Origin of the sequence: Gluconobacter oxydans DSM 3504 (assembly GCF_000583855.1) — a bacterium.
Taxonomy (GTDB): Bacteria; Pseudomonadota; Alphaproteobacteria; order Acetobacterales; family Acetobacteraceae; genus Gluconobacter; species Gluconobacter oxydans.
The window spans coordinates 665,922-690,408 of record NZ_CP004373.1 but is presented as its reverse complement, the minus strand read 5'-3'; the positions used below and the strand labels follow the sequence as shown (position 1 = coordinate 690,408).

19 protein-coding genes are annotated in these 24,487 nt (G+C 62.5%); 12 read left to right on the top strand and 7 right to left on the bottom strand.

Going from position 1 to position 24,487, the window contains the following annotated elements:
• Window positions 1-65 precede the first annotated feature (65 nt).
• Window positions 66-1,055: a phosphate ABC transporter substrate-binding protein PstS gene (pstS, locus tag GLS_RS03165; protein ID WP_041111116.1), complete on the bottom strand. Its 990-nt coding sequence runs from the start codon at window positions 1,053-1,055 to the stop codon at window positions 66-68.
• Between the two features lie 285 nt (window positions 1,056-1,340).
• On the opposite strand from pstS, the gene GLS_RS03160 reads away from it, so the two are divergent.
• From GLS_RS03160 to GLS_RS03125, 8 genes are all read left to right on the top strand, one after another.
• The gene (locus GLS_RS03160) at window positions 1,341-3,662 is read left to right on the top strand and encodes a TonB-dependent receptor (RefSeq protein ID WP_193363839.1); all 2,322 of its coding nucleotides are present in this window, start codon (window positions 1,341-1,343) and stop codon (window positions 3,660-3,662) included.
• Between the two features lie 76 nt (window positions 3,663-3,738).
• Entirely contained in the window at window positions 3,739-4,464 is a 726-nt protein-coding gene (locus GLS_RS03155; RefSeq protein WP_041111113.1) for a tetratricopeptide repeat protein, read from the top strand.
• A 104-nt stretch (window positions 4,465-4,568) separates the two neighbouring features.
• Window positions 4,569-5,174, top strand: coding sequence for an O-methyltransferase (locus GLS_RS03150; protein ID WP_041111112.1), 606 nt, complete (start codon window positions 4,569-4,571; stop codon window positions 5,172-5,174).
• 58 nt (window positions 5,175-5,232) lie between these two features.
• On the top strand, window positions 5,233-5,808 hold the full coding sequence (locus tag GLS_RS03145) for a DUF4405 domain-containing protein (protein ID WP_193363838.1): 576 nt from the start codon (window positions 5,233-5,235) through the stop codon (window positions 5,806-5,808).
• Window positions 5,809-5,968: 160 nt separating this feature from the next.
• Window positions 5,969-6,694, top strand: a complete 726-nt coding sequence (gene exbB, locus GLS_RS03140) for a tonB-system energizer ExbB (protein WP_041111110.1) — start codon at window positions 5,969-5,971, stop codon at window positions 6,692-6,694.
• A gap of 6 nt (window positions 6,695-6,700) precedes the next feature.
• Window positions 6,701-7,135: a TonB system transport protein ExbD gene (gene exbD / locus GLS_RS03135; protein WP_041111108.1), complete on the top strand. Its 435-nt coding sequence runs from the start codon at window positions 6,701-6,703 to the stop codon at window positions 7,133-7,135.
• Entirely contained in the window at window positions 7,135-7,968 is an 834-nt protein-coding gene (locus tag GLS_RS03130; protein WP_041111106.1) for an energy transducer TonB, read from the top strand. Before exbD ends, GLS_RS03130 begins: the two co-directional genes overlap by 1 nt.
• Window positions 7,969-8,006: 38 nt before the next feature.
• Entirely contained in the window at window positions 8,007-8,873 is an 867-nt protein-coding gene (locus GLS_RS03125; RefSeq protein WP_041111104.1) for an NmrA family NAD(P)-binding protein, read from the top strand.
• On the opposite strand, the gene GLS_RS03120 is transcribed toward GLS_RS03125, so the two are convergent.
• Entirely contained in the window at window positions 8,849-9,778 is a 930-nt protein-coding gene (locus GLS_RS03120) for a Dyp-type peroxidase (protein WP_041111102.1), read from the bottom strand. The genes GLS_RS03125 and GLS_RS03120 overlap by 25 nt on opposite strands.
• A gap of 152 nt (window positions 9,779-9,930) precedes the next feature.
• On the opposite strand from GLS_RS03120, the gene GLS_RS03115 reads away from it, so the two are divergent.
• The gene (locus tag GLS_RS03115; protein WP_041111100.1) at window positions 9,931-10,281 is read left to right on the top strand and encodes a zinc ribbon domain-containing protein YjdM; all 351 of its coding nucleotides are present in this window, start codon (window positions 9,931-9,933) and stop codon (window positions 10,279-10,281) included.
• On the opposite strand, the gene GLS_RS03110 is transcribed toward GLS_RS03115, so the two are convergent.
• Window positions 10,268-11,956 carry a SulP family inorganic anion transporter gene (locus GLS_RS03110; protein ID WP_052327440.1) on the bottom strand — a complete coding sequence of 563 codons (1,689 nt, stop codon included), beginning with the start codon at window positions 11,954-11,956 and terminating at the stop codon, window positions 10,268-10,270. The genes GLS_RS03115 and GLS_RS03110 overlap by 14 nt on opposite strands.
• Window positions 11,957-12,092: 136 nt before the next feature.
• Here GLS_RS03110 and GLS_RS03105 point away from each other — a divergent pair, with 136 nt between their 5' ends.
• Window positions 12,093-12,824 carry an SDR family NAD(P)-dependent oxidoreductase gene (locus GLS_RS03105; protein ID WP_041111098.1) on the top strand — a complete coding sequence of 244 codons (732 nt, stop codon included), beginning with the start codon at window positions 12,093-12,095 and terminating at the stop codon, window positions 12,822-12,824.
• Between the two features lie 42 nt (window positions 12,825-12,866).
• Here GLS_RS03105 and GLS_RS03100 read toward each other — a convergent pair whose 3' ends face one another.
• The 3 genes from GLS_RS03100 to GLS_RS03090 all read right to left on the bottom strand — a co-directional run bounded on the left by GLS_RS03100 (window position 12,867) and on the right by GLS_RS03090 (window position 17,730).
• Window positions 12,867-15,356 (bottom strand): TonB-dependent receptor, encoded by a 2,490-nt coding sequence (locus GLS_RS03100; RefSeq protein WP_052327439.1) that lies wholly within the window; start codon window positions 15,354-15,356, stop codon window positions 12,867-12,869.
• A gap of 176 nt (window positions 15,357-15,532) precedes the next feature.
• Window positions 15,533-16,771, bottom strand: coding sequence for an MFS transporter (locus GLS_RS03095; RefSeq protein ID WP_226986624.1), 1,239 nt, complete (start codon window positions 16,769-16,771; stop codon window positions 15,533-15,535).
• Between the two features lie 20 nt (window positions 16,772-16,791).
• Entirely contained in the window at window positions 16,792-17,730 is a 939-nt protein-coding gene (locus tag GLS_RS03090; RefSeq protein ID WP_226986623.1) for a LysR family transcriptional regulator, read from the bottom strand.
• Between the two features lie 224 nt (window positions 17,731-17,954).
• On the opposite strand from GLS_RS03090, the gene ggt reads away from it, so the two are divergent.
• Window positions 17,955-19,658 (top strand): gamma-glutamyltransferase, encoded by a 1,704-nt coding sequence (gene ggt, locus GLS_RS03085; protein WP_041111095.1) that lies wholly within the window; start codon window positions 17,955-17,957, stop codon window positions 19,656-19,658.
• A 45-nt stretch (window positions 19,659-19,703) separates the two neighbouring features.
• The gene (locus GLS_RS03080; RefSeq protein WP_041111094.1) at window positions 19,704-21,014 is read left to right on the top strand and encodes a lipase family protein; all 1,311 of its coding nucleotides are present in this window, start codon (window positions 19,704-19,706) and stop codon (window positions 21,012-21,014) included.
• A gap of 108 nt (window positions 21,015-21,122) precedes the next feature.
• Here GLS_RS03080 and GLS_RS03075 read toward each other — a convergent pair whose 3' ends face one another.
• Window positions 21,123-24,434: a Hint domain-containing protein gene (locus GLS_RS03075; protein WP_041111092.1), complete on the bottom strand. Its 3,312-nt coding sequence runs from the start codon at window positions 24,432-24,434 to the stop codon at window positions 21,123-21,125.
• Window positions 24,435-24,487: the final 53 nt, after the last annotated feature.

Below are 24,487 nucleotides of genomic sequence, written 5' to 3'. Positions count from 1 at the left end.
TGGAATGTCCCGACCATTCACAGCAAGGGGAGAGGGATGGGAAGTGAAGTTATTATGACGTCGGTTCAGGGCCAGTCGGGCAGGACCCTGTCCTTTACGGGCGCGGGCAACGGCACGTAATCCAGATCCCGCGCGATATCATCCCCCTGCTTCAGCCCATACCGGAACAATGTTTTCACTGCCGCAGTTGCCGTTCTGTCCGCCGGATGGGCGGGAACCAGAACGAAAGTTGCGCTCATGATTGGCCAGGCCTGCGGGGCCGGGGCATCCAGAAAATGGACGGCATAATGGTCCGCATGGAGCCAGTCCGCGCTGCTGGCCGCACCTGTGAAAGCTGCTTTGCCAGGGGCGACGAACTGCCCGGCATGGTTTTTCAGCCGTACGGTATTCAGCCGGTCCCGACGCGCGAAGGCGTATTCCACAAAGCCGATCCCGCCGATGGACTGCCGCACGCTGGCCGCCACCCCGTCATTGCCCCGCGCTTCCGAGCCATCACCCCACATCCCGGCTTTCCAGTCGGGGGCGACGGCATGAAGATAGTCGCTGAAAACCTGACTGGTGCCCGAGGCCTCCTCACGATGGATGGGCAGCACATCCAGATCCGGCAGGCGCAGGCCGGGATTGAGCGCACGGATGCGCGGATCGGCCCATGACGTGATCCTGCCGTCAAACAGGGCGGCAAGCGTTGGTCCGTCCAGCTTCATCTGGTTGGACGCGATGCCGGGAACATTGATGACCACCACGATCGCGCCGATCGCCGTCGGGAACTGGTAAAGCCCCCGTTTCTCCAGAACGTCCCCCGAAAGCGGAAGATCCGACGCCCCGAAATCCACGGCTCCCGCCATGACGAGCCTCTGTCCCTCGCCGGAACCGACGCTGCGGTATGTCAGGGAAAAGCCGGTCTGGCGGTGGAGTTCAGCGCTCCAGGCCCGGTAAAGGGGCGCGGCGAAGCTCGATCCGCCCCCTGTGAGAGCGGCGGAATGCGCCGGCCCGAAGGCCATGATGGCAAGGGCGCCCGCAAGGCCGCGCGCGATAAACCCCACACGATGCAACATGCCTGACCACGCTCCGTTCTGATGCTCCGGCTGCCCTGTCAGTATCATTGCGGGGAACGTCGTGACCATGCCTGTCATCAAGGTTTAAGCGGCCACCTGTGGCCGCGAAGCAACAATGTCATTATTACACAATATTGCTAATGAGAATCATTTGCATTAACATCTGGGATGCGGGAAACAGACCCCAGTCAGAACGTCGCGGCGGTTTTGCCTGACGCGTGGTCCCCTCGGGATCAGGCGGAAGCCGGCGGAAGATTTGTGAAGTTTCCAGAGTTCAGGTGCTGCATGCCTTCAGAAAACGATTTTTCGATCCCATCGCCATCGGGCGTATCCCTCAGGTCATCCCGCGACGGTTCGGGCCAGAAATGGTCGGCCCTCGTCATGCTCGCGCTCGGCGCAGGTCTGGGTGTCGCAGAAGCCGGGGACGCCGAGGCACAGGACGGAACGGATACGGGCACGACCGCGACCGACAGCACGATCAATCTCTCCGCCGTGCGCGTTCACGGTCAGGTGGACGCTGACAGCAGCAATACGAACAACACGTCCCTTGATATCGGACGGATGCCGGGCACGGTCCGTGACACGCCGCAGACCATCAGCGTTGTGCCGAAAGAGCTGATCATCCAGCAGCGCCTGTTCACGCTGGATCAGGCGCTCGCCAATGTTCCGGGCATCACGATGTCCACGGGCGAGGGCAATGGCGGTCTGAACGGCGACCAGTTCCGCATCCGCGGCCAGCAGGCACGTGGCGACATCTATGAAGATGGCCTGCGGGACTTCGGAACCTATGTGCGTGACACGTTCAACACCGAGAGCGTCGAGGTCATCAAGGGACCGAGCGGCGAGTATTTCGGTGCGGGCAATGTGGGTGGCGTGATCAACCAGACGCTCAAGAAGGCGCATCTGGGCAACCATTACGATCTGGACCAGACCTTCGCCAGCGGCATGCAGTATCGCGGCACGGCGGATGTGAACTACCAGCTCGGCAAGCATACCGCCCTGCGCGTGAACGGCATGTATAACAAGCAGGACGTAGCCGACCGCGACAACATCCGCACGGACCGTTATGGCGTGGCGGCGGATCTTGGTTTCGGGCTGGGGACGAAGACGACCTATCACCTGAATTACCAGTGGCTCGGCAGCCGTGGCACGCCCGATTACGGTGTTCCGATGATCCAGATCGGCGGCATTTATTCCCCGATCACGAGCCATGGTCTGAACCGCGATACGAGCTATGCGCGCAGCTTCAACATGGACAATTCGAACATCCACATGGTGACGTCGAAGTTCTCGTCGGAAATCGCGCGCTGGCTGACGTTCAACAACGATACGCGCTTTACGCACTACCATCGTGACTATTCCGCAACGACCCCGAATGCCTGTACCGGGACCTGTGTCACGTCGTTCCTGTCAGGTGGCAATCCGACGCTGCCCTACGGCGCCGGCGGTGGTGTGGCCTATCAGCAGGATGGCTGGGGCATCCAGAACGTCATGATGGCGCGGGCGAAGTTCAACACGGGCTTCCTGCGTCACGACGTCAGTGCGGGTGTGGACATCAACTACACCAAGGACAACCGGATCATGGGCACATATGTGAACCGTGTGAACGACCAGACGATCCGCAACCCGTCCTATTCCTCGCCGGGCACCTATATCACCTGGCCCTCCAGCGGACACCGGACGGCGGATTTCCGCGATCTGGGTCTCTTCCTGGCAGACAAGATCCACATCACGAAGCGTCTGTCCCTGTTCGGAACGTTCCGCTGGGACAGCTTCGAGAGCACATACTGGAGTGCGGCGGCAGCTTCTTCGGGCGTGCAGTCCCAGTCGTCCAACAAGTTCAGCCCGTCCGCGAGCCTGATGTATGACCTGGACGACAACAAGACCGTCTATTTCACGTTCTCCCGCTCCTACAAGCCGGTCGGCACGGATGCGTCGTCTGAAATCACCAATCAGGCGAGCGTTGGAGACGTCCCGGTCAACGGAAAGAACCTCAAGCCGCAGCGCAGCGACCTGTTCGAAGTCGGCACCAAGATGGACTTCCTCAACAAGCATCTGGGCATGACGGCGGCGCTGTATCAGATCGAACAGAACAACTCGTACACCTATGACGAGAGCGGCAATATCATTACCGGCTTCCAGGACGCGGGAACCGGGCGTGAGATCCGCGGTGCGGAACTGAGCCTGACGGGCAAGATCACGAAGGAATGGGAAATCTATGCCGCGTATTCCTACATGGGCGGCAAGGTAACGAATTCCACCACGACGGACGGCAAGCAGGCCCCGCAGCTCCCGCACAACAACTTCTCGGTCTGGACGTCCTATGATCTGTCGCCGGTGCTGCTCAAGCCAGGTCAGGGCAAGCTGAGTGTCGGTGGGGGCGCGCAGTACAGCTCCGGCTACTGGGCGAACGAGGCGAACACGGCCCGCATGCCGTATAATTTCTCGCTGAACACCATGATTTCCTACCAGTACGGCCGGTATCATGTGCAGTTCAACGCCAACAACCTGTCCGATCACCTGAACTATGCCTCGGCCTTCAGTACGGGCCGTGCCGTGCCGCAGTCCGGCCGGACCTTCATGGGCAATTTCGGCATCGGTTTCTGATCCGGACCATTCTCCTGTCCTGCAAACAACCCCGGTCTTTCACCCCGTGTGAAAGACCGGACCAGAAAGGAACGCGATGTCATCAGTGTCAGGAGCGCATCAGGATAACGGGACCGCCCGGCCTGTGCCTTTGCCTGTTCCCGAACAGGTGAAGGCGCAGCTGATTCTGGCGCAGACCCATCTGGATGCGGGGCGTCGGGAAGACGCCTTTTCCTGTTTCGCGATCGCGGCGCGCAGCGGCCATCCCGTGGCGTTGAATATGCTCGGCCGCGCTTACGAGCGCGGCTGGGGCGTAAAGCGCAACCCTGCCATGGCGGCGCGCTGTTTTGAAACCGCGATCGAGGGCGGAGACGGCTGGGCCATGTTCAATCTGGCCGATCTGTTTCTGGCCGGGGACGGAGTGCCGAAGAATACACAGCGGGCTTACCGGCTCTATGTGGACGCCGCCCGGACCGGAAACGCCAAGGCCCTGAACATGCTGGGGATCATGCACGAGGATGGTTCAGCCCCGGCGGGAGAGCCTGATCCGGACACGGCCCATCAGTTCTATCAGGCCGCGGCCGAGGGCGGAGACTGCTGGGCCTGGCTCAATCTGGCGCGTCTGGCGCTGGAGCGGGGCGTCTGGTCCGAGGCCGCGCTGGGGCTTGAAAAAGCGCTGGATTGCGCGATCATCGGCGTGCCCGACGCCGTGCTGGCCCTGATCCGCCCCCATGCGCGGGAGCGGGTGTTCCAGGCCGTCATGATCCGCTGCCTAGCGCTGCTGGAGGCCCAGGCGGCGAGGGGCGTCTCCCATGCCGCCTGAGCTGAAACATCGCCTTACAGACCGTGCGTTTTTCATACAGAATGGTGAGGTGACAGCGCCTGAAACCATGACAGGATATTGGTCTCAGGGAAGGATCGGGTTGCATGGATGATCGTGTCGCACAGGTTCTGGAGCTTTATCACGAGCGGCTTCAGGCCGAGCGCGAAGAGCGCAATGCCGGGATCCACCGCCCCAATTCCGAACGGTTTCTGGCGGTAGGCCGCCGGACCGGACAGCTCATCAGCATTCTCGCGCGGGTTCTGGACAAGCCGACCATTCTCGAACTGGGAACGTCCTACGGCTATTCCACAATCTGGCTGGCGGAGGCGGCGCGGACTGCGGGCGGACGGCTCGTGACAATGGAGCTGGAGCCGCACAAGATCGCCTATGCCCGCGACATGGCGGAGCGGGCGGGGCTGGCCGATTACGTCGATTTCCGCCACGGCGATGCGCTGGACCTGATCGGTCGGATGGACGACGGCATCGACTTCGTCCTGATGGATCTGTGGAAAGACCTCTATGTGCCCTGCCTTGAGGCCGTCCTGCCAAAACTCAACCCGGGCGCCATCATCGTTGCGGACAACATGCGCGTTCCCGGTGGCGAAGACGCGCGCAAATACCAGCAGGCCGTCCGCGCCATCCCGCACATGCTGAGCGTGCCGCTGCCCGTGGGGACAGGGCTCGAAGTCAGCCGGTATCTCCCCGCTTAAATCCCTGTTTTTCTGACATCAACCTGCGTCCGGCGTTGTGCCGGCACAAGAAAGCAACATGTTCAAGACATTCATGAACCGATACGGAACCCCACTGACGACCGGGTTCTTCATTGTCTCCGGCGTCACGGGCGTGGCGCTGTTCTTCCACTGGGGGCCGACAGCGTTTCATCCCATCCATGAATGGCTGAGCATGGTGCTTCTCGCACCCTTCATCCTTCATCTGGTGAAGAACTGGACCTCGCTGGTCAATTACGCCCGTCGCAAGACGCTGTATGTGCCGCTGATCATCGCGTTCGCGGGCTGCATCCCGTTCTTCTTCCAGGCGCCCAGCGGCCATGCGGGCAACCGACAGACCGCGTTCATGGCGCTCCCGGTTCTGGAACATGCGCCGCTCACGCTGCTGGCGCCTCTGGTCCATACGGATGCAGACGCTCTCATGCACCGTCTTCAGGCACAGGGCTATACGGTCAGCTCGGCGGATCAGACGCTCGACGATATCGCAAAAGCGTCCGGACATCCCGTCAATGATACGGTGGTCGCAGCCCTTCAGCGCCCGCATGACCATGGCGGTCCGGGAGACGGATCAGGCCATGGGGGCCATCACCAACACCCTGAACAGCATCAGGACTGAGACACAAAAGCCCCGGTCAGACCGGGGCTTTTTCATATCCGCCTGAAATCCGGCCCCCGGACACGAAACGACATGCAAGAGGATGCGAATCATCCTTGATAGTGAGAATGACTCTCATTATCGTCGATTCAGTATTCCCGCAGTTCCAACAGGTGCCGTGATGTCCCTTAGCTTTTCCCCCTGGCAGATGTTTCTCGACGCCGGCCCGGTCGTGCGGGGCGTCATGACAATCCTTGCGATGGCCTCGCTCGTGACCTGGACGATCTTCATTGCCAAAACCATTGAACTGCAGCGCCTGCGCTCGCGTCTGAAGAAGTCGGAAATCACGCTCGAAGACGCCGAGACGCTGGATATCGGCGAGGAATGGACGCGCACCGGATCGGGCTCCGGCATCGCCCATGCCATGGTCATGGCGGCCGAAGTGGAGCGTCAGCGCTCGCAGGACATTCCCGGCGATCGCGAGGGCATCAAGGAGCGCATCGTTCTGCATCTGGAAAGGCTGGAAGCCGCTGAAGGCCGCCGCCTGATGCGGGGGACGGGCGTTCTTGCGACCATCGGTGCGACGTCTCCGTTCGTCGGGCTGTTCGGCACGGTCTGGGGCATCATGTCGTCCTTCACGGGCATTGCGGCCGCCCATGCCACCAGCCTTGCCGTCGTGGCGCCAGGCATTGCCGAAGCACTTCTGGCCACGGCACTCGGCCTCGTCGCCGCCATTCCGGCCGTGGTGATCTACAACCATCTCGCCCGCCAGACGGCAGCCTGCCGAGCCTGTGTCGCGGATCTGACGTCGCTCGTCATGCGCCTCGTTTCGCGGGATCTGGCTCGCGGGATCAGCGGTGGCAAGGTGCTCCGCTTTGGCCGCGATACGCTGGCTGCGGCAGAGTAAGTTTCCATGGCCATCCGGATCCGCCATGCGGACGAAACCGTGCTCGAAGCGCACGAAATCAACGTCACGCCGTTCATTGATGTCATGCTGGTGCTGCTCGTGATCTTCATGGTCACGGCTCCGCTCACGACCGTCAACGTCCCCGTCGATCTGCCATCCTCCACGCAGCAGACGGCACCCCGGCCGGACGAGCCCGTTTTCCTGACCGTCAAGGCGGATCACAATCTGGCCCTCGGCGAAAATGACGTGCCTGCGGCCCAACTGACGGAAGCGCTCGCCGCTGCGACCAAGGGCAACCGCGACGAACGCATCTTCCTGCGCGCCGACAAGACCGTGGATTACGGCACGCTCATGGACGTCATGGATCATCTGCGCAGTGCGGGATATCTCAAGGTGGCTCTCGTGACTTTGCAAGGCCAGACAACCGGAACAACGCCCTGATGTCGGACGGGCTGATCTCCGCGCAAGCGACGCTGCCGAGTTTTCGGGAATGGTACGCCGCGACCTGCCGTCTGGAAGACCGCCGGAGCGTAAGGCTTTGGGGTGGCTCCGCGCTGGGGGTTGTCGTCCTCACGGGGGCTGTCCTGTTCTGGGCAGTGACGTCCGCCCATCCCCAGCCCATTCTGGCAGCGGAACCGCCCCCGGCGGCGATCAGCATCGATCTCGCCCCTGTGCCCGCGCCGGTTCCGGCCCCGCAGCAGGATGTCGATCCCGGTCCGCAGCAGGCAGTGGCCTCGACGGAGCCGCAGCCGGAAGATCCGCCCAAGGTTGAAGCGCCGCCAAGCCCCGCGCCCAACCCGCCGGTCCCGGTGCCCAAAACGCAAAAGATCAGGCCGCACAAGCCGAGTGTGCACAAGCCGCTCCCGCCCGTTCCGGTCAAAGCGCCGCCTGCGGAAAAGACAACGGCCCCGCGCACTGTGGAAGCCCCGCCCACGACCAGCCCGAGCGCCGCTTCGGCCAGCACGTCCAGTCATGCATCGCATGATCCCGTCACCTGGCAGGGGGAGCTTCTGGCACGTCTGGAGCGGTTCAAGCGCTATCCGGAAGCTGCCCAGTCCACGCATCAGGAAGGAACGTCCCTGCTGCATTTCGTCATGGATCGCAAAGGCCATGTCCTGAGCGCCAGCCTCAAGCGCAGCGCGGGGCATGACCTGCTGGACGCGGAGACGCTGGCCCTGATCCACCGGGCCGAACCGCTGCCCATTCCGCCCGACAGTGTGCAGGGCGATCCGCTCTCCCTGACGGTTCCCATCGAGTTCTATCTGGAACACTGATCCGCTTTCCCCCTAAACAGCGTGCAGGGGGAAATGACATGGATATCGTTCTCGGGGCTTCAGGGCATGTGGGCGGCACGGTCGTCAGATGTCTGCTGGAACAGAAGCGGGCGGTCACGGTCGTGCTGCACCGTCCGGAACAGTCCGCTGCATGGTCTGCCCTCGGGGCCAGCGTGGCCGTGCTCGATGTTCATGACACGGCGGCCCTGACGGCGGCTTTCTGCAATGCCCGGCGCGCATTTCTGCTGAACCCGCCCGCCAGCCCGTCGCTGGATGTGGACTGCGAAGAACGCCGCACGATCCAGTCCATTCTTGATGCCGTCCGGGGAGCTTCTCTGGAAAAGATCGTCGTGCAATCGACCTATGGCGCGCAGGACAACCCGCATTGTGGGGATCTGGGGAGCCTGTACACTTTCGAGCAAGGCGCGCGGGAAACGGGAGTGCCGCTCTGTATCGTGAGAGCGGCGTATTTCATGAGCAACTGGTACGGCGCTCTGTCCACTGCGCGGCAGTCAGGGGTATTTCCCAGCCTGCTTCCCAAGGGGCTTAAAGCCCCGATGGTCGCGCCGCAGGATGTGGGCGAACTGGCGGCCCGTCTTCTGGTCGCGCCAGTGGAAGAGACGGGCACTTACAATATCGAAGGCCCCGAAACCTACACGCCTGAGGATGTCGCAACAGCACTCAGCGCCGTGCTGGAGCGGGATGTGAAGGTCGACGAAATCCCGCGTCCGCAATGGCCGGAGTTCTACCGCAGTCACGGCTTCTGCACCGAAGCCGCTCAGTCCTATGCCACGATGACGGGGATTTTTGTGGACGGGCGCTATGACCGTCCGCGCACGCCCTTGCGGGGTGCGACGGACCTTCAGACCTGCCTGCGCGATCAGGCGTCGATATCGTCCAGATAATCGGCTGACGGAACGAAGAACAGTGTGCCCGTGACGGGGCGGCTGTAATCCAGCAGGCGGTCATAATTTCCTTCCGGCTTGCCGACGAACATGTTGTGCAGCATTTCCTCGGTCACGGACGGGGAGCGGGCATAGCCGATGAAATAGGTGCCGAATTCACCCTTGCCGGCTTCACCAAACGGCATGTTGTCCCGCAGGATATCGACCTGCTTGCCGTTGCGCGTCACGACATTCAGCGCGTTATGGGCGTAAGCGGGCTTTGTTTTGTCATCAAGCTCGACATTGGAGAGCTTTCTGCGGCCGATGATCTTTTCCTGCATTTCGATCGGCAGGGTGTTCCAGGCGTCGAGATCGTGGAAGTATTTCTGGGTGATGACGTAGCTGCCGCCTTTGAAAGCCGGATCTTCATCGCCGATGATTGCGGCTTCGCATGCTGCGGCGTTTTCCGGGTTTTCCGTACCGTCCACGAAGCCGATCAGGTCCCGGTCATCGAAATACTTGAAGCCGTGAACTTCATCGACAACCGTGCACACGCTGCGCAGGCGATCCATGACCAGCTTGGCCATCTCGAAGCACATATCCATGCGCGTGGCGCGGATATGAAAGAGCATGTCGCCGGGCGTGGAGACGGCGTGATGGACGCCTTTGATTTCCTGAAACGGGTGCAGTTCCTTCGGGCGCGGACCGGGAAAGAGACGGTCCCAGGCGGCAGAGCCAAAACCCAGAACACAGGAAAGCTGCCCGTTCAGGTCCCGGAAACCCACCGTGCGACGCAGGCCCGAAAGGTCCGCGCACAGACTGCGGATGGTCTTTTCCGCGTCCGTGCCGGGATTGATGTTCAGGACCAGGAAAATGGCAGCCCGGGTCAGGGGCGCGGCAACGGGCTGGGGCGTGGTGTCGGACATCGAAACAGTCTTTCCATCAGCGTGGCAATATATGTCTGCCCCGTTGATAGCGCGCTCCATGTCGAACGAACAGGTTACGAAAACGACTGAGCTCCGTTTTGAAATACGGACTGCGTGCAGTAGTGTCCGGCCACAAACGGAAAAAGGTCATCATGGACAGTAATCTGAAATGCCCGGTCTGCGGGTGCGAACACGTTTATCCGGATGGTGCGCTGTGGATGTGCCCGGAATGCGCGCATGAGTGGAACCCGGCCGACACGGCAGCAGAGAGCAGCGAGGCTTCTGCTGAAATCCGCGATGCCAACGGCAATGTCCTGGCCGATGGCGACAGCGTGACAGTCATCAAGGATCTGAAGATCAAAGGCTCGTCCATGGTCGTCAAGGGCGGCACCAAGGTGAAGAACATCCGCCTTTCGGACGGTGGCGACGGGCATGATATCGCCTGCAAGATCCCTGGAATCGGCGCGATGAACCTCAAATCCGAGTTCGTCAGGAAGGCCTGACGGGCGACGGGGACGCTGCGGTGTCCCCAAGGATATGGTGGGCGGCTTTCAGCGCCGTATGCAGTTCGGCGTAGATATTGCCGTCCCCAAGGGCCGGGGTGATGTGGTGCCGGTCCATATCGGCCCGCAGATAGACGCTCACCCGCCCGAAGAGCAGCGCAATGCCGCGCTGATGCAGTTGTGCGATCAGGTCCCGCAGGTCGGCGGCGGCAGAATAGTCGATGTCGGTGACGGGGCTTGCATCCAGCACGACACAGCGGACGGGATGGGGCGCATGCTCCACCAGATCCAGAAGATCCTGACGAAAGCGCGTCGAATTGGCGTAGAACAGATCCGCGCAGAAGCGGAAGACGATCAGCCCCGGCGCGCTTTCCAGCCCGTCTTTTGCGGGCAGGGCTTCCAGAACGCCGGCCGTCGGGGACTGTTGCAGCACCATCGTATGCGGTTCGTAGCTGTGCCGGACATGGCGGAACAGTGACAGCGCGATGGCAAGGAAAATGCCTTCCTCGACGCCAACACCCACAACGACGGCGGCTGTCGTAATGGCCAGCCAGAACTCACCGGGGCTTTCCTGCCGGATCGCACGCAGGCTTTTCAGATCGATCATGCCGACCGCCACGGTAAAGACGATCCCCGCCAGAACGCAGCGGGGCAGGGCTTCGAGCGGGCGCGTGAGGAACAGCAGCACTATGAGCGTCACGCAGGCGAACGTCACCTGCGCCAACTGCGTGCGCGCACCGGACCGCACGGCCATGGCCGTCTGGGTCGGGCTGCCATTGACGGTGAAGGTCCCGCTCAGTCCCGCGGCAACATTGGCCGCCGACAGCCCCAGAAGATCGCGGTCCTCATCGACGGTTTCATGAAACCGCTCCCCGAAGACGCGTGACGTGGCCGCACTCTGTGCGATGATGACGAACACGCAGGACGCCGCGACAGGCAGAAGGGCCAGAAGCTCGTTCCACGAAACATCCGGCAGGCCGAAATGCGGCAACCCGCCCGCGACATGCCCCAGTGTCGGAACACCGTGATGGGACAGGTTCAGCCCCATGCTCAGCGCGATGCTGCCGATCACGACGCAGAGTCCGGCCGGCAGATGCGGTGCAAGGCGCTGCCCGGTCATGAGAATGCCGACCGTCACCGCCGAGAGACCCGCGACCATCAGGCTCCCATGCGGGATCTGCCGAAGAGTTTCGTAAGCCTGCACCAGCGGATTATGCGCGCTGACCGATACGCCCAGCATGTCATGCAGCATGGCAATGCAGACCTGCACGCCCACACCAGCCAGAAATCCCGTCAGCACGGTGCGGGACAGGAAATCCGCCAGAAACCCCAGCCGGAAAACCCGCGCCACCAGCAGAAGTGCCGCACAGAGCAGCGCCGTCATGCTGACGAGCGCGATGTAATGCGCGCTTTCGGGCGGTGCCATCTTGCCGATCGCGCTTGAGAAAATGGCCGCCGTCGCGGAATCAGCGGCCACGACCAGATGCCGGGACGAACCGAACGCTGCAAAGGCCACAAGTGGCAGCAGGACCGTATAAAGCCCCGTGACCGCCGGCATGGCCGCAATGCGCGTATAGCCCAGAACTTGCGGAATATTCACCGAGGCAAGGGAAAGACCTGCGACAATATCCGTCCAGCCGCGACGGGGTCCGGTGGGGTTCTGCTGTTCCAACATGAGATGTGTTCTAGGCCTTTGCGGGAAGGATGTCTTCACAATGTCCAACAGGTGGTTGGGTCCGGCCCGAAAATGCCTCATGATCTGGCAGCTCAAAGACGGATCTTTCGTCAGCGCAGTCAAAAGGAACAGGATCATGACCCACAGAGTAGCGCTCATTACCGGTGGATCACGCGGTATCGGCGCGGCCATCGCGCTGAAGCTGGCGCAGGATGGCTTCGATATCGCCATCACCTATGCCCGCAACGAAAAAGCTGCGCAGAAAGTCGTGTCAGAAGTCGAGGCACTGGGCCGCAAGGCCGTCGCCGTTCAGGCCGATGGCGGCAGCACGGACGGCAATATCGCAGCCATTACGAAGACGCATGAAGCCTTCGGACGTCTGGACGCACTCGTGTGCAACGCGGGTATCTACCCCTACGGCCCGATCGCCCAGATGACCGTCACGCAGATCGAGGATGTCCTGAACCTCAACCTGCGTGCTGCGATGGTCGAAACGGTCGAGGCCCTGAAATACATGAAGACGGGTGGCCGCCTGATCTATATCGGCTCGGCCTTCGGTGAGCGTGCGCCGTTCCCGGGCATCTCGCTCTATTCGGCCACGAAGGCCGGTCTGATCGGCTTTACGAAGGGTGTGGCACGGGATCTCGGTCCGCAGGGCATCACGGCGAATGTCGTCGAGCCCGGCCCGATCGCAACGGATCTCAACCCCGAGGATGGCGCGGCGGCTGCCGTCATCCGCAAGTTCACGGCTACGGAATCCTACGGCAAGGTCAACGACATTGCCCGCATCGTGTCGTTCCTCGCCAGCCCGGATGCGTCTTACATCACGGGTGCGTCCATCCTGGTGGATGGCGGTCTCGTCGCCTGAGACCGAAAACGGCTCCCTCGATGTGAGGGAGCCGTCGTTGCTTCAGAAGCTGGTGGAGAGCGAGCCCATCATCGAGAAGGGCGGCTGGATGTAATAGGACGGTGCGGAATCCGCCGAGATCTTGTTGCCATACACACCCGTCGTGGCCTTCGCATTCTCCGCGAAGTAATAGACGCCACCCAGCTTGTACTGGCCGGTCAGGTTGGTGAAGTTCAGCTTGAAGACAGGCGACTGCGCAATGAAGAACTTCGGCAGGTGGTAGCCCAGGGACAGCGAGTCCGAGAAATAGGACGGCATCGCCTGGTCGTTCATGAACGTCGAATACTGCTTGTCCGTGTAACGGATGCTGGCATTCAGGAAGAACGGGCCTTCCGTATAGGTCAGGCCGATGCTGCCCATGAACTTCGGCGTCATGATCGGCGTCTTGCCGCGCGTCTTCAGATAGTCGATCGACCCGTTATCGGCTGCAATCGGCAGGTTGTTGTCCATCGTGGCGTGCAGGTATTCGAACGACAGATACGGCCGGAAGCGATGGAACAGCGGCTTGGTGGACAGCATCAGGTCCACGCCGCGGATCGTCTCGCCGCCCGTGTTGAGCGTCTCGCTGACCGGTACGTCGTTGCTGTATGTGTTGAGCGACAGCAGGCGGTTGGTGACGTTGAAGTTGTAGACGCTGACATCCGCCAGGAAGACGTCACCCGTATAGCGGTATCCCAGCTCTTCCTTGATCGAATACTGCGGCTTCGCATTGGCCCCCGAGGTCGTCATAGCGCCCGTGCTCGTGCTGTATCGGGTGATCAGATTGACGGGTGAAGGCGCACGGAAGTCGCCTTCGGCATTGATGTAGACCTGATGATGCGGAGCAAAGTCCCACGACCAGGACATGCGCGGCATCGGGGAGACGAAGGTATGGTTCGAGCTGCTTGCCGTGCTGGCCAGGAAGTCCTGACCCCGCAGCGTCTCGGACACAACCTTGATTCCGCCCGTCAGGGACATCTTGTGGTTCAGGAAGAACTGCGTGTCTTCCATGAAGCCGGAATTGAGGCTGTAGGAGCCGACATAGTTGGTCGAATAATAGATGTTGCCGCTGGTGGTGCGGTAATATGCGGCCGTATCCGTGTCCGAAGGCTGCGCCCCCGTGACTTGGTTCATGCGCGACAGAGGCGTCTTGAGGGAATAGGAATTCTCCTCATGCCAGTAGCCGATCTGGCCGTCATTGTTCTCGCCATGCCAGTGAAGGCTGGCGACGACGCCGCCCTGCTGGTTGAGGGACATGGCATTGGTCGAGACAGCCGCGCGCGTGGCCGTACTGATCTTGCCATCACCGTTGAGGTCAACCTTCTGCAGGGCCGTTCCCGCATAGGTATGGCCTTCCTGCAGACGCGAGGCGCTGTTCAGCGTGATGGCGCCGCGCTGGTAGTAGGGCGTGATGGTGACGCTGAAGAGATGGTTCAGCGCGAATTTCATCGGCAGGGACGCGTAGAACTGGTCCTTGTCCGAGCCATGCACGCCGTAATAGCTGCTCGGAGACGTCGCGCTGAAGGTGGCGTTGTAGCTGATCGGGGTCGTGACCGGCAGGCCGTTCTTGTCCGCATAGAAGTTCGCCATCGTCGGATAGCGGTTCTGGTAATAGAACGAGTGGTTGTAGCCCACAAAGAGGTCGATCGAGCTGCGCTCGCCGATCGTCTTGGTCATCCGGAAGTCCATGTGCTTGCGCTCGCTGGTGCCCGAGCCGCGCCAGGCGTCCGAATGCATGTTTGAGAACGAGGCATAGCTCGTGATGCCGGAATGGCCGATCTCGCCGCTGTCCAGCCGGATGAACTCGCGCGACGTGTTGAAGGAGCCGTAGCTTCCGGAGATGAAACCGCCGAATTTCTGCGAAGGCGCGCGGGTGGTGATGCTCAGCGCACCGGCCGCGGCGGACGTCAGCGGATCTTCAACCGAGATCGAGCCCGGCGTCATGGATTCCGAGGCGATGTTGTTGCTGTCGATGTAGTTCTGGATGAAGTTCGACGCGGCCGTCGAAGAGCCGTTCGCGATGGGCATGCCATTGAGCAGGAAGCCGATGTCGTTGTCATACAGGCCGCGGCTGCTGATGGATCCGCCCTCGTTCCCGGAAGGATCTGGCGTCGAAATATTGACGCTGGGCAGGTTCTTGATCAGGTCGAGCGGAGAACTGGTCGGGCTCTGCATCTCGATATAGGCCTGCGTGACCGACTGGACCGAGCGCGCCGCCGTTTCCGCCCGCATCATGCCGCCACCGGGCGCCTGGCTCCGCTGTCCGAGAACGCTGATCGATTCCTGTCCGCCCTTCGCTTCCGTCGAGGTGGGCGCGGCGTGATGGGCCGTCTTGCGGGCGTGTCTGGTCTTTGTGGTGTCTTCGGCCCAGGCGGCATTGGCTGCAAGAACGGTTGCGCTGCTGAGGATCGTGGCAGCCGCCAGAATGGTTTTTCCGCGCCCGGCAAGAAAAGAGAACGCGGGCAGTCGGCAGGGACGCACGGGGTCTGACGGGGCGGGGATTCTGGAAGACATGTCTGGCGGGATCCTGAAAAAACTAACGCTACGATACCGTTATGAATCTGGGGCTGAAGATAAAGGAGATGATCATAAGAACATTCCGAAGAAATAATTGATAGTTTCATAGTCTGTCGTAAAGCAGGGATGTCCATTCCGGTCCGGAAATATGGGTGCGCCGGAACGTTCCCGCTTCAGAGCAGGCGTCTGGCCCCGAAAATCGCGCTCGCCGAGATCAGGGCGGTCAGCCCCAGATAGAACGCCGGGGCCTGTTCCGTACCGCTCCAGGACATCAGGGCCGCGTTCGTCAGCGGTGCGAGACCGCCGAACAGGACGACGCCGAAGGAATAGCCGATCGTCAGGCCACGCCCGCGCAGGCGGTCCGGGAACAGAAGGCCGATGAAGCCGTCCAGAGCCGCGAAATAGAGCAGCCCGGTAACGTTGAACAGAAGCGGCATGACAAGGATGCTCTCCGGCCATATCGAGACCAGCCGGAACATCGGCCAGGGCAGGCAGAACAGCAGGGCGCAGGACAGGAGCATCGGCGTGATGCTGCGGGTCCTGTCGAAATAATCCGCCAGCTTCCAGCGCAGGGGCGTGAACACAAGCTGCCCCCCATAGGTCAGCAGCGCCGACGCATAGGCCAGACGGGCCGCGACATGGAAGTGCAGCCGGGCATAATGGGGCATGTAGATGCCCAGATAGGTAATGCCGCTTCCCAGCGCGACGGCGCCCATGACAGCGAGCGTGCGCAGCAGGTTCTCCCGTCTCAGGAACGGTGACGGGGCGATGACCTTCGCAACGGGAGGCGAGGGGCGCGTCCGAATCAGCCGGAAACGCAGGACCAGCGCCAGCAGCCCCGCCAGGGCGCCCAGACCGGCTGCGATCCGGAACCCATAGCTGTCAAAACCCTGCGCCGGCAGCAGCAGCGTCAGGCTTAGTGTGACGATCGCGGCGGCGAGGGAGGCGACGATCTGCCCGATGGCCTGCCAGCTTGCGGCCCGTGCCTCGTGTCCCGGTGCCTGTTCGATCAGGAAGGATGTGGCACTTCCGAACTCTCCCCCCAGCGAAAACCCGTGCAGCAGACGCGCGGTCACGATCAGGAGCGGGGCGGCCATGCCGATGCTCTGATAGCCGGGCGTGAAGGTAATCAGCAGACTGCCGATCGCCATGAGCGCAATGCACAGGATCATCGTGAAGGTCCGGCCCCTGCGATCCGTACAGATCCCGAGCACAACGGCGCCGACGGGGCGTGCGAGCAGGGTGAAGCCGAAGGTCGCAAGGGTCAGCGCGATCTGGGAGAAGGCCAGCCCGGCAGGAAAGAAGGTCTGCCCGATGGAGCTTGAGAACGATGCGTAAATAACGAAATCGTAATATTCTATGATGTTGCCGAGAATGGAAGCAATGACAGGCAGCGTCATCCTGAAACGCACGGAAGGCCTGCCATCCGCGTTCATGATCCTCCGGCTCCACCAGAGCCCGCTCCGCCCTGTCCTGATGCGGTTGGGCGGTCCCCGAGATTGCGCATGATGAACCGGATGAAGGAATGCAGCGTCGGCGCGCTGTAGCGTTCCTTGTGATAGAGCAGATAGATCGGCCGTGAGGGCAGCGTGTAATCGGGCAGGAGCGCCTGAAGCGTCCCGGCTTTCAAGTCTTCCTGCACCAGATCGGTCGGCAGCATCGCGATGCCCAGCCCGCCCAGAGCCGCGCGGCGCATGGCCTGCGTGCTGTTGAACAGCCCACGCCGGCGCATTTCCACCGTCACGCGCCCCTTGGGGCTTTCAAAATGCCACTCATGTCGCGCCCAGTGCCAGGGCGATGAGGACGTGTAGGCAAAGGCCAGCGCATCATGCGTCGCAAGCTGCTGCGGCACCAGAAGCTCTTCCCGGCGGTCGAGATAGTCCGGGGACGCACACAGCGTCATGCGGTAATCCGTCAGCCGGCGGCACATGAGCGAGGACGGTTCCGGCACCCCAAGGCGGATGGCGATGTCGAACTTCTCATGCGTCAGATCCACGCTGCGTTCCGTCAGCACCAGATCAACATCCACGGACGGATTTTCGGCCAGATACCGCGCCAGACAGGGCGTAACGCTCTGGGTGCCATAAGTGACAGGAGCCGTGACGCGCAGGGTGCCGGAGGGCAGGGTCTGCGCGGCCTGTGCCAGATGTTCGGTTTCGTCCAGCAGTTTGAGAATGGACTGGCATTTCTCGAAATAGACGGCCCCGAACGCCGTGAGGCTCTGCCTGCGCGTGGTGCGCCGCAGCAGGCTCGTGCCCAGACGTTCCTCCAGAAGGCGCACGTAATTGCCCACCATGGTGGGGGAAATACCGCAGCGTTCTCCGGCAGCGGTCATGCTGCCGGTCTCGACGACCGCCATGAAGGTGGTCATGGCCTGAAAAACGTTCATTGCAAACCGCTGGTTGATAATGTTTCCATCATAGCAGCATTTATCGGGGCGATTGAAGGCCGTAACGATCCTGTTACGATGTTTTCCGTTCCGACCATGAAAGTATGTGCTGCATCATGCATTCCAGAGCATTTCCTGCATCCCGTCCATTGGCTCGCAACCCTCTTTTCAGCCGGCGCCGGGCCAGCCTGTGCGGAGTGTTCGGCATGATGGGACTGATGCAGACACTGGCGCTGGGCGGATGTGCGCAGACGGATCATGCGGCTGTCAGTCCGGCTCCGGTCGCGCCGCCCAGCACGGCCACGACCTCCATGGCCGCCACAGCCAACCCGCTGGCCTCGCAGGCCGCGATGGACGTGATCCGCCGCGGCGGCAGCGCGGTCGATGCCGCTATTGCGGCCCAGATGGTGCTGGCCGTGGTCGAGCCGCAGGCCTCGGGTCTGGGGGGCGGGTCCACGATCCTGTACTGGGACAAGGGCGCTGGAAAGCTCTCGTTCTATGACGGTCTGGCCGCCGCTCCTGCCATCGTGCCGCAGGATTACGCACATGACGCGGACGGGCACGCCATTCCCCACGCCCTGCTGGAGCGCAGCGGGCGCGTCGTCGCCGTACCGGGCACGCTGCGGACGCTGGAGCTTCTGCATAAACGTTACGGCAAACTCCCCTGGGCCGACCTGTTTCAGGCTGCCATCGCCACGGCCCGCAATGGCTATGCGATGCCCGGCTATCTGCATCTCGTCCTGACAGAACGCCCGGAACTGGCGCAGAAAGCCAGCTTCAAGGCCTATTTCGATGCGGACGGTCATCCGTTGCCCAAAGGCACGATCCTGCACAATCCTGCTCTGGCCGAGACGCTGACGCAGGTGGCGGCAAAGGGCGCGGACTATTTTTATGGCCCCGCTTTCGCCCGGAAGATTTCCGCTGCCGTGGCGACAGGGCCATATCCGGGGCACATCACTCCGAAGGATATGGCAGCCTACAAGGTCCGCGAACGCGCGCCGCTTTGTGTCGAGGCCTTTGGCCGCCGCATCTGCTCCGCAGCGCCTCCTGTTGCGGGTGGGCTGTCCGTGCTTCAGCAGCTTGCGATCCTCGATCGTCTGAAAATCGGCCAGTATCGTCCCGGCAGCGTGCAGGCCGCGCATCTTCTGCTCGAAGCTTCACGTCTGGCAGAGGCCGACCGTCGCAAATATGCTGCTGATCCCGACTACACACCCGTTGCAACAGACGAACTGCTGAGCCCCGCCTATCTGGACGCGCGTGCGGCTCTCGTCTCGAAAGGTGAGGCGGCAGGTCAGGTCCATCCGGGCGTGCTGAAGAACCGTCTGGCCAGCCTTCCGGTTTCGGACGCCATGACAGTGCCCGCCACGACGCATCTTTCCATTCGCGATGCGGCCGGAGACGCGCTGTCCTTCACCACGACCATCAATCTCAACTTCGGGGCGGATATCGTGGTGGGCGGCGTCGTGCTCAACAACGCGATCACCAATTTCGCGACGCATCCTGTCGTGGACGGGCAGCCGGTCGCTAATATCGCGGCCCCCGGCAAGCGGCCCATCACGACGATGGCACCGACGATCGTATTTGGTGCGGATGGCCAGCCTGAAGTGATCGTGGGCGCTGGCGGTGGCGCGCGGATCATTGATTCCGTGGTGCAGACGCTGGTCGGTCATCTCGCCTGGGGCCAGAACATCCGCACGGCCATCGAACAGCCGCGTATCGGCGCGCAGAACCGCGCGGAAGAACTGGAACACGGCACGTCAGCCGCGGAACTGAAATCCGCGCTTGAGAGCATGGGCCATCACCCGCATGCTGCCGTGATGAATGCCGCCGTGCAGGCCATCACCATTGGCCCGGACGGGCTCACCGGCTGGGGCGATCCCCATCGCGACGGTGTCGCCCTCGGCCAGTAAGCCTTTGACCTTCAACGACATCCTTCCCATCCGCTGGAGAGCCTCATGAAGTTTCCTGCCCGTCTTTTCCTGTGTGCCAGCGCACTGGGAACGCTCGCCGCCTGCGCCACGCCGCAGCCCGCACCGAAACAGCAGTTCGCTGTGGCCGAGCCGGACCGCCCGCACGGCGATGGTGGCGTCAGCGCCTTCTATCAGCCGCCGGCGCAGCTTCCGGCGGGGCCGGGCAACATGATCCGCACTGAGGAAATCCAGGGCAAGCACCTGCCGGACAATGCCGGTCTGGCTGTCCGCACGCTTTACACATCCGTCAGCGGTGTCGGCGAGCCCGCGCCGGTGGCCGTCTCCGGGCAGATCATCTTCCCGAAGGGCACCCCGCCGAAGGGGGGCTGGCCGATCGTGGCCTGGGAACATGGCACGACCGGAATTGCCGATATCTGCGCTCCGTCATGGCGCGGCTATTTCTCGCGGGACCGGGCGTATCTGGACCGCTGGCTGGCCGCAGGTTTTGCCGTGGTCGCCAGTGATTATCAGGGTCTGGGAACGCCGGGGCCGCATCCGTATCTGATGTATCGCCCCGAAGGCTATAGTGTTCTGAACGGGCTGCGGGCCTCGCTTCAGCAGTACAAGGGCACGCTGCGCAACCAGATCGTCCTTGTCGGGCAGTCGCAGGGCGGTGGTGCGGCGCTTGGAACCGGCTGGCTCGCTCCGCAATATGCGCCGGACCTGCATGTTCTGGGCACGGTGGCGACGGGTGTCGTGATCGCGTTCCATGTCCCGGCGAACACGGCTCACCCGCAGATCACGCGGGACAATCCGGAATCCCCGCACATGTCGGCGTCCTACGGCATCCTGACCGTCGAAGGCTCCATGACCAGCCTGCATCCGGAAGCGGATGTGCGGCAGTTCATGACGGAGAAGGGAAAAGAGCTCTCCCATCAGGCCCGTCAGTCCTGTCTGGGTGATCTGTTCAAATACACCAACGCTCATGACATGACGGAAGAGAACGTCTTCACCGGCGACCGCTCGCCGCTGGAACAGGGCTTCGATACGGCCTTCACCATTCCGGACGCGCATCTGAAAATGCCGGTCTTCGTGGGGACGGGGCTCGCAGATGACGAGGCCGGCGTGTCCCAGCAGTATGATGCGGTCGCCGCGATGTGCGACGCCGGAACGCCCGTGACCTGGAAGCAGTATCCGGGCCTGACCCATAACGGCGCGGTCAATGTTTCGGCTGATGATTCCGTGCCCTTCGCGCTCAGCCTGCTCAAGGGCGTCAAGCCGCGCGGGAACTGCCGGACCATCAAGCCGATCTCCAAGCTGGAGAAGCCGCTCGCCGGTGTCCGCTGGAACAACTGATCGGGTGCTACTTCGTCAGGCATGAAAAAACCCGGGAAAGGCGAGGCCTCTCCCGGGTTTTTTCTGTCCCGCGGCATCCCGTGAAGGAACACCGCGGAGCCTGAAGGATCAGGCGAACTGCGCGGCCGTCTCGACTGCGCGGTCTGCAAGATACGGACCAGCGGCGCGGATCTCGATGGAGAGCAGGGCCAGGCTGTCCTGATCGCGCTCACCGAGCGTCAGCAGGCCATTGCCAGCCGTCCAGCGGCAGGTGGCGTCGTCAGCAACCTGCCAGCCATCCAGATCGGCATCCGTCAGATGCGACGTGATGGAGCGCGTGGCGCGGGAGTCGTACAGGACGACATCGCCGACCAGAACGCCCAGTTCACGACGGTCATCAACGAACGGTCCAACCGTCTCGGACGGACGGGCCGTGCGGGAGACGACGCGGACTGCGCTCACCTCGGCAGGGATCATGAAGATCGCCCGGCCAGCGGCCTCACGGCTCTGACGGATGACCGTACCGTTATCGGCCACGAGATGCAGGTCTGCATCCTGGGTCAGTTCGGCAGCAGCCTCATGGCTTTCCAGACCGGCAGCGATGGCGCGGTCTGCGATCTGGCGGAACATCGGCTCCACCGTTGCGCGGTCCACGGTCAGGGCTGCGGCAGCGTCCTGTTCCCAGCTCTTCTGACGGCCACCGAGGCTTGCGACTTCACCGTGCTGGGTGAAGCTGCGACGGTTGCCGGTGTCGAGATAGCTCTCGGTCAGCATGCCGTCCGCCATGATGACGGAGTGGTTTTCCGTCTCGATGTGGAAGTAGTCATAGACGCTGATGGAGCGGTCGTAGAATACCGAGCGGCCGTTGACGAGCATGCGGGTCGGGGCGAAACGGCCATCGATGAAGAGGCAGTGTTCCGGCGTGACCAGCAGATCCTTGTTCGGCACGTTCGCGGCAATCGCATCCTTGAGGATACGCACCGGATGACCGGAGAGGTCAGCCGAGGCGCCACCCTGTGCACGGACGCGCTTGCTGCCGACCCAGGTGACCTTGCGGCTGACGGGGCTGCCATCGACCCAGGCCGTAACCTCGTCGCCGATGCGCAGGTCTTCGACGGCCGCAGTGCCGGAAGGCGTCGTGATCATCGTGCCCGGCAGGAAGCAGATCTCGCTGCCCTTGGCGAGCGTGACAACCGTGCTGCCGTCGCGGTCTTCGGTCAGCTCGGCGTGATAGTCGGAATAATCACCTTCGAGATCGATGGTGTAGCTCGCATCGCCTTCCGTGACGACAAGGGTGTCACCATTGATGGCGGCCTTGGCCACGCCGCCATACTGCAGGCTGTCGATGTCGATATGACCGCCGACGGCAAGGACCGTCTCGTCAATTTCGCCACCGGCATCCACCGTCAGCCACGCACCGGAAGCCACGGTGGTTTCGTCAGCCACGCCGCCGGACAGAACCGTCTCGAAAGCGCCCTGCTGCAGCGTGGTGTGATCGGTACGACCCGCATCATACTGGGTGGACCCGCTGCCGACGGTCGTCTCGCTTGCCGTGCCGCCCGCGCTGATGAACTGCTGGCTTCCGCCCTTCACCGTGGCGCTGACGGAGGCGCCGTACACGTAGTCCATGCCCTGCTGGTCAAGAACGGTGCCGACGGCGGTGCCGCCTGCGCTGACCGTCTCATGGGCATGACGCGTGACGGTGCTGCCGCTGGTGTAACCGCCGGAGAGGACGTTGATCTTGCCAAGCGTGGTGGCGGTGTCACCGAAGGCCGAGCCTGCAACCGTGTCCTGACCGCGGATGATGGTCGCGCCATTCTCGACGCCGCCGGCCTGAACCGTCTCGTAAGCCTGGCTGCCGCTGAGCAGCGTGCTGACCGTCGAACCGCCGGACTGGACGGTGATGTTGCCCTTGGTTTCGGTCGTGCCGCTGGCAAAGCCGCCGCTTGCAACCGTCATGGAACCACCCGTGATGGTGGTGCCTTCCGCAAGGCCGGCATCAAGGAGCGTTCCGCCGCTGACAGCCGTGTTGATGGCCTGACCGCTGGCGCTGACGACTTCGCTGCCACTGATCAGGTTCGTGCTGACGCTGCGGCCACCGGCCTCGACCGTTTCCGTCCCGCCGGTCACGCTGGCATTGTAGCTCTTGCCGTCGGACAGGACATCGAGCACGCCGCCTGCGTTGACGGTCTCGCTGGCGCCCGTGCCGCTGGCATTGATCTTCTCGACGCCACCATTGTTGATCGTGGTGTCAAAGGACATGCCATACTGGCCGACGACTTCGGTGCCGTCTGCGTTCAGGACGGTGTTCTGCGAGATCCCGTTGTCGTACTGGACTGCGCCGGTGGACAGCGTTGCATGGTCGGCCAGGCCGTCAGCGTTGACGATCTGGAGGCTGTTGGTGGACAGCGTGGCGTCCTGCGACGTTCCATCCACATAGTCCATGCCCTGATAGGACACGGTCGTACCGGAAGCGACGGCGCCTGCGCTGACATACTCATGGCCATGCGTGCTGACGGTCGTGTTGGCAGCCGTTGCGCCGGATGCGATGTGCAGCTCGCCGACGCCGGAGACGGCGTCATTGACGGCCGTGCCGGACAGCCATTCCTTGGCGCCGTTGGCGATCGTGGATGCGGAATCCACGGCGCCCGAAGCGACGCTCTGGAATGCGGCGCGACCGCTGATGACGGCCCCGCTCGTCACGCCGCCGGATTCGACAACCGACCAGCCGCTGGTGTTCTGCGTGCCAACCGCGACGCCACCGGCCTCGACGGTCAGGGTGCCACCGCTGAGCGTGGTGCCGAGCGCCGAACCCGCGTCATACAGATTGCCGCCGGAAAGGGTCGTGCTGCTGGCAACGCCATGGGCATAAACCTGCTCGTAGGCACCGGCATTGACGGTCTCGTTGACGGACTTGCCGCTCAGGACAACGTCGAAGCCACCGCTGTTGACGACCGTGTTGTAGGACGAGCCGCCCTTGCCGGTCGTGTCGCCGGAGTCGCTGTATTCGACCATGCCGCCGCCATTGTTGATGACGGTGTTGGTCATCGTGCCGCCGTCGACATAGACCGCGTAGTTGCCCTGCGAGTTCACGGTGACGTTCGTGGCCGAGCCCGTGCCCTGGACCGTCATGCCGCCGTCGTTGAGGACAACACCCGAGGCGCTTGCGCCGTTCAGGACGATGAACTGGTCATGGAAAACGGTCGTATCCACCGCCGAACCGCCGCTGCGGACGATGACGGACTGGCTCTGGTCCTCGGTTCCGGCCGCGCCGGAAATGGAGGTGGCGGAAATCACGCCACCATCGAGAACGGCAACCGAACCGCCGTCGAGAACGGTGGTCGAAACCGTGCTTCCACCGGAGGACACGATCAGGATGTCGCCACTGGAAACGGTGGAACCGCTGACTGACTTGCCAGATGTAACTGTCTGTTCGCTCATGAGATAGCCGCCACGAAGGAGGTTAATAGTTTGTTAACTATGCACTCCACAAA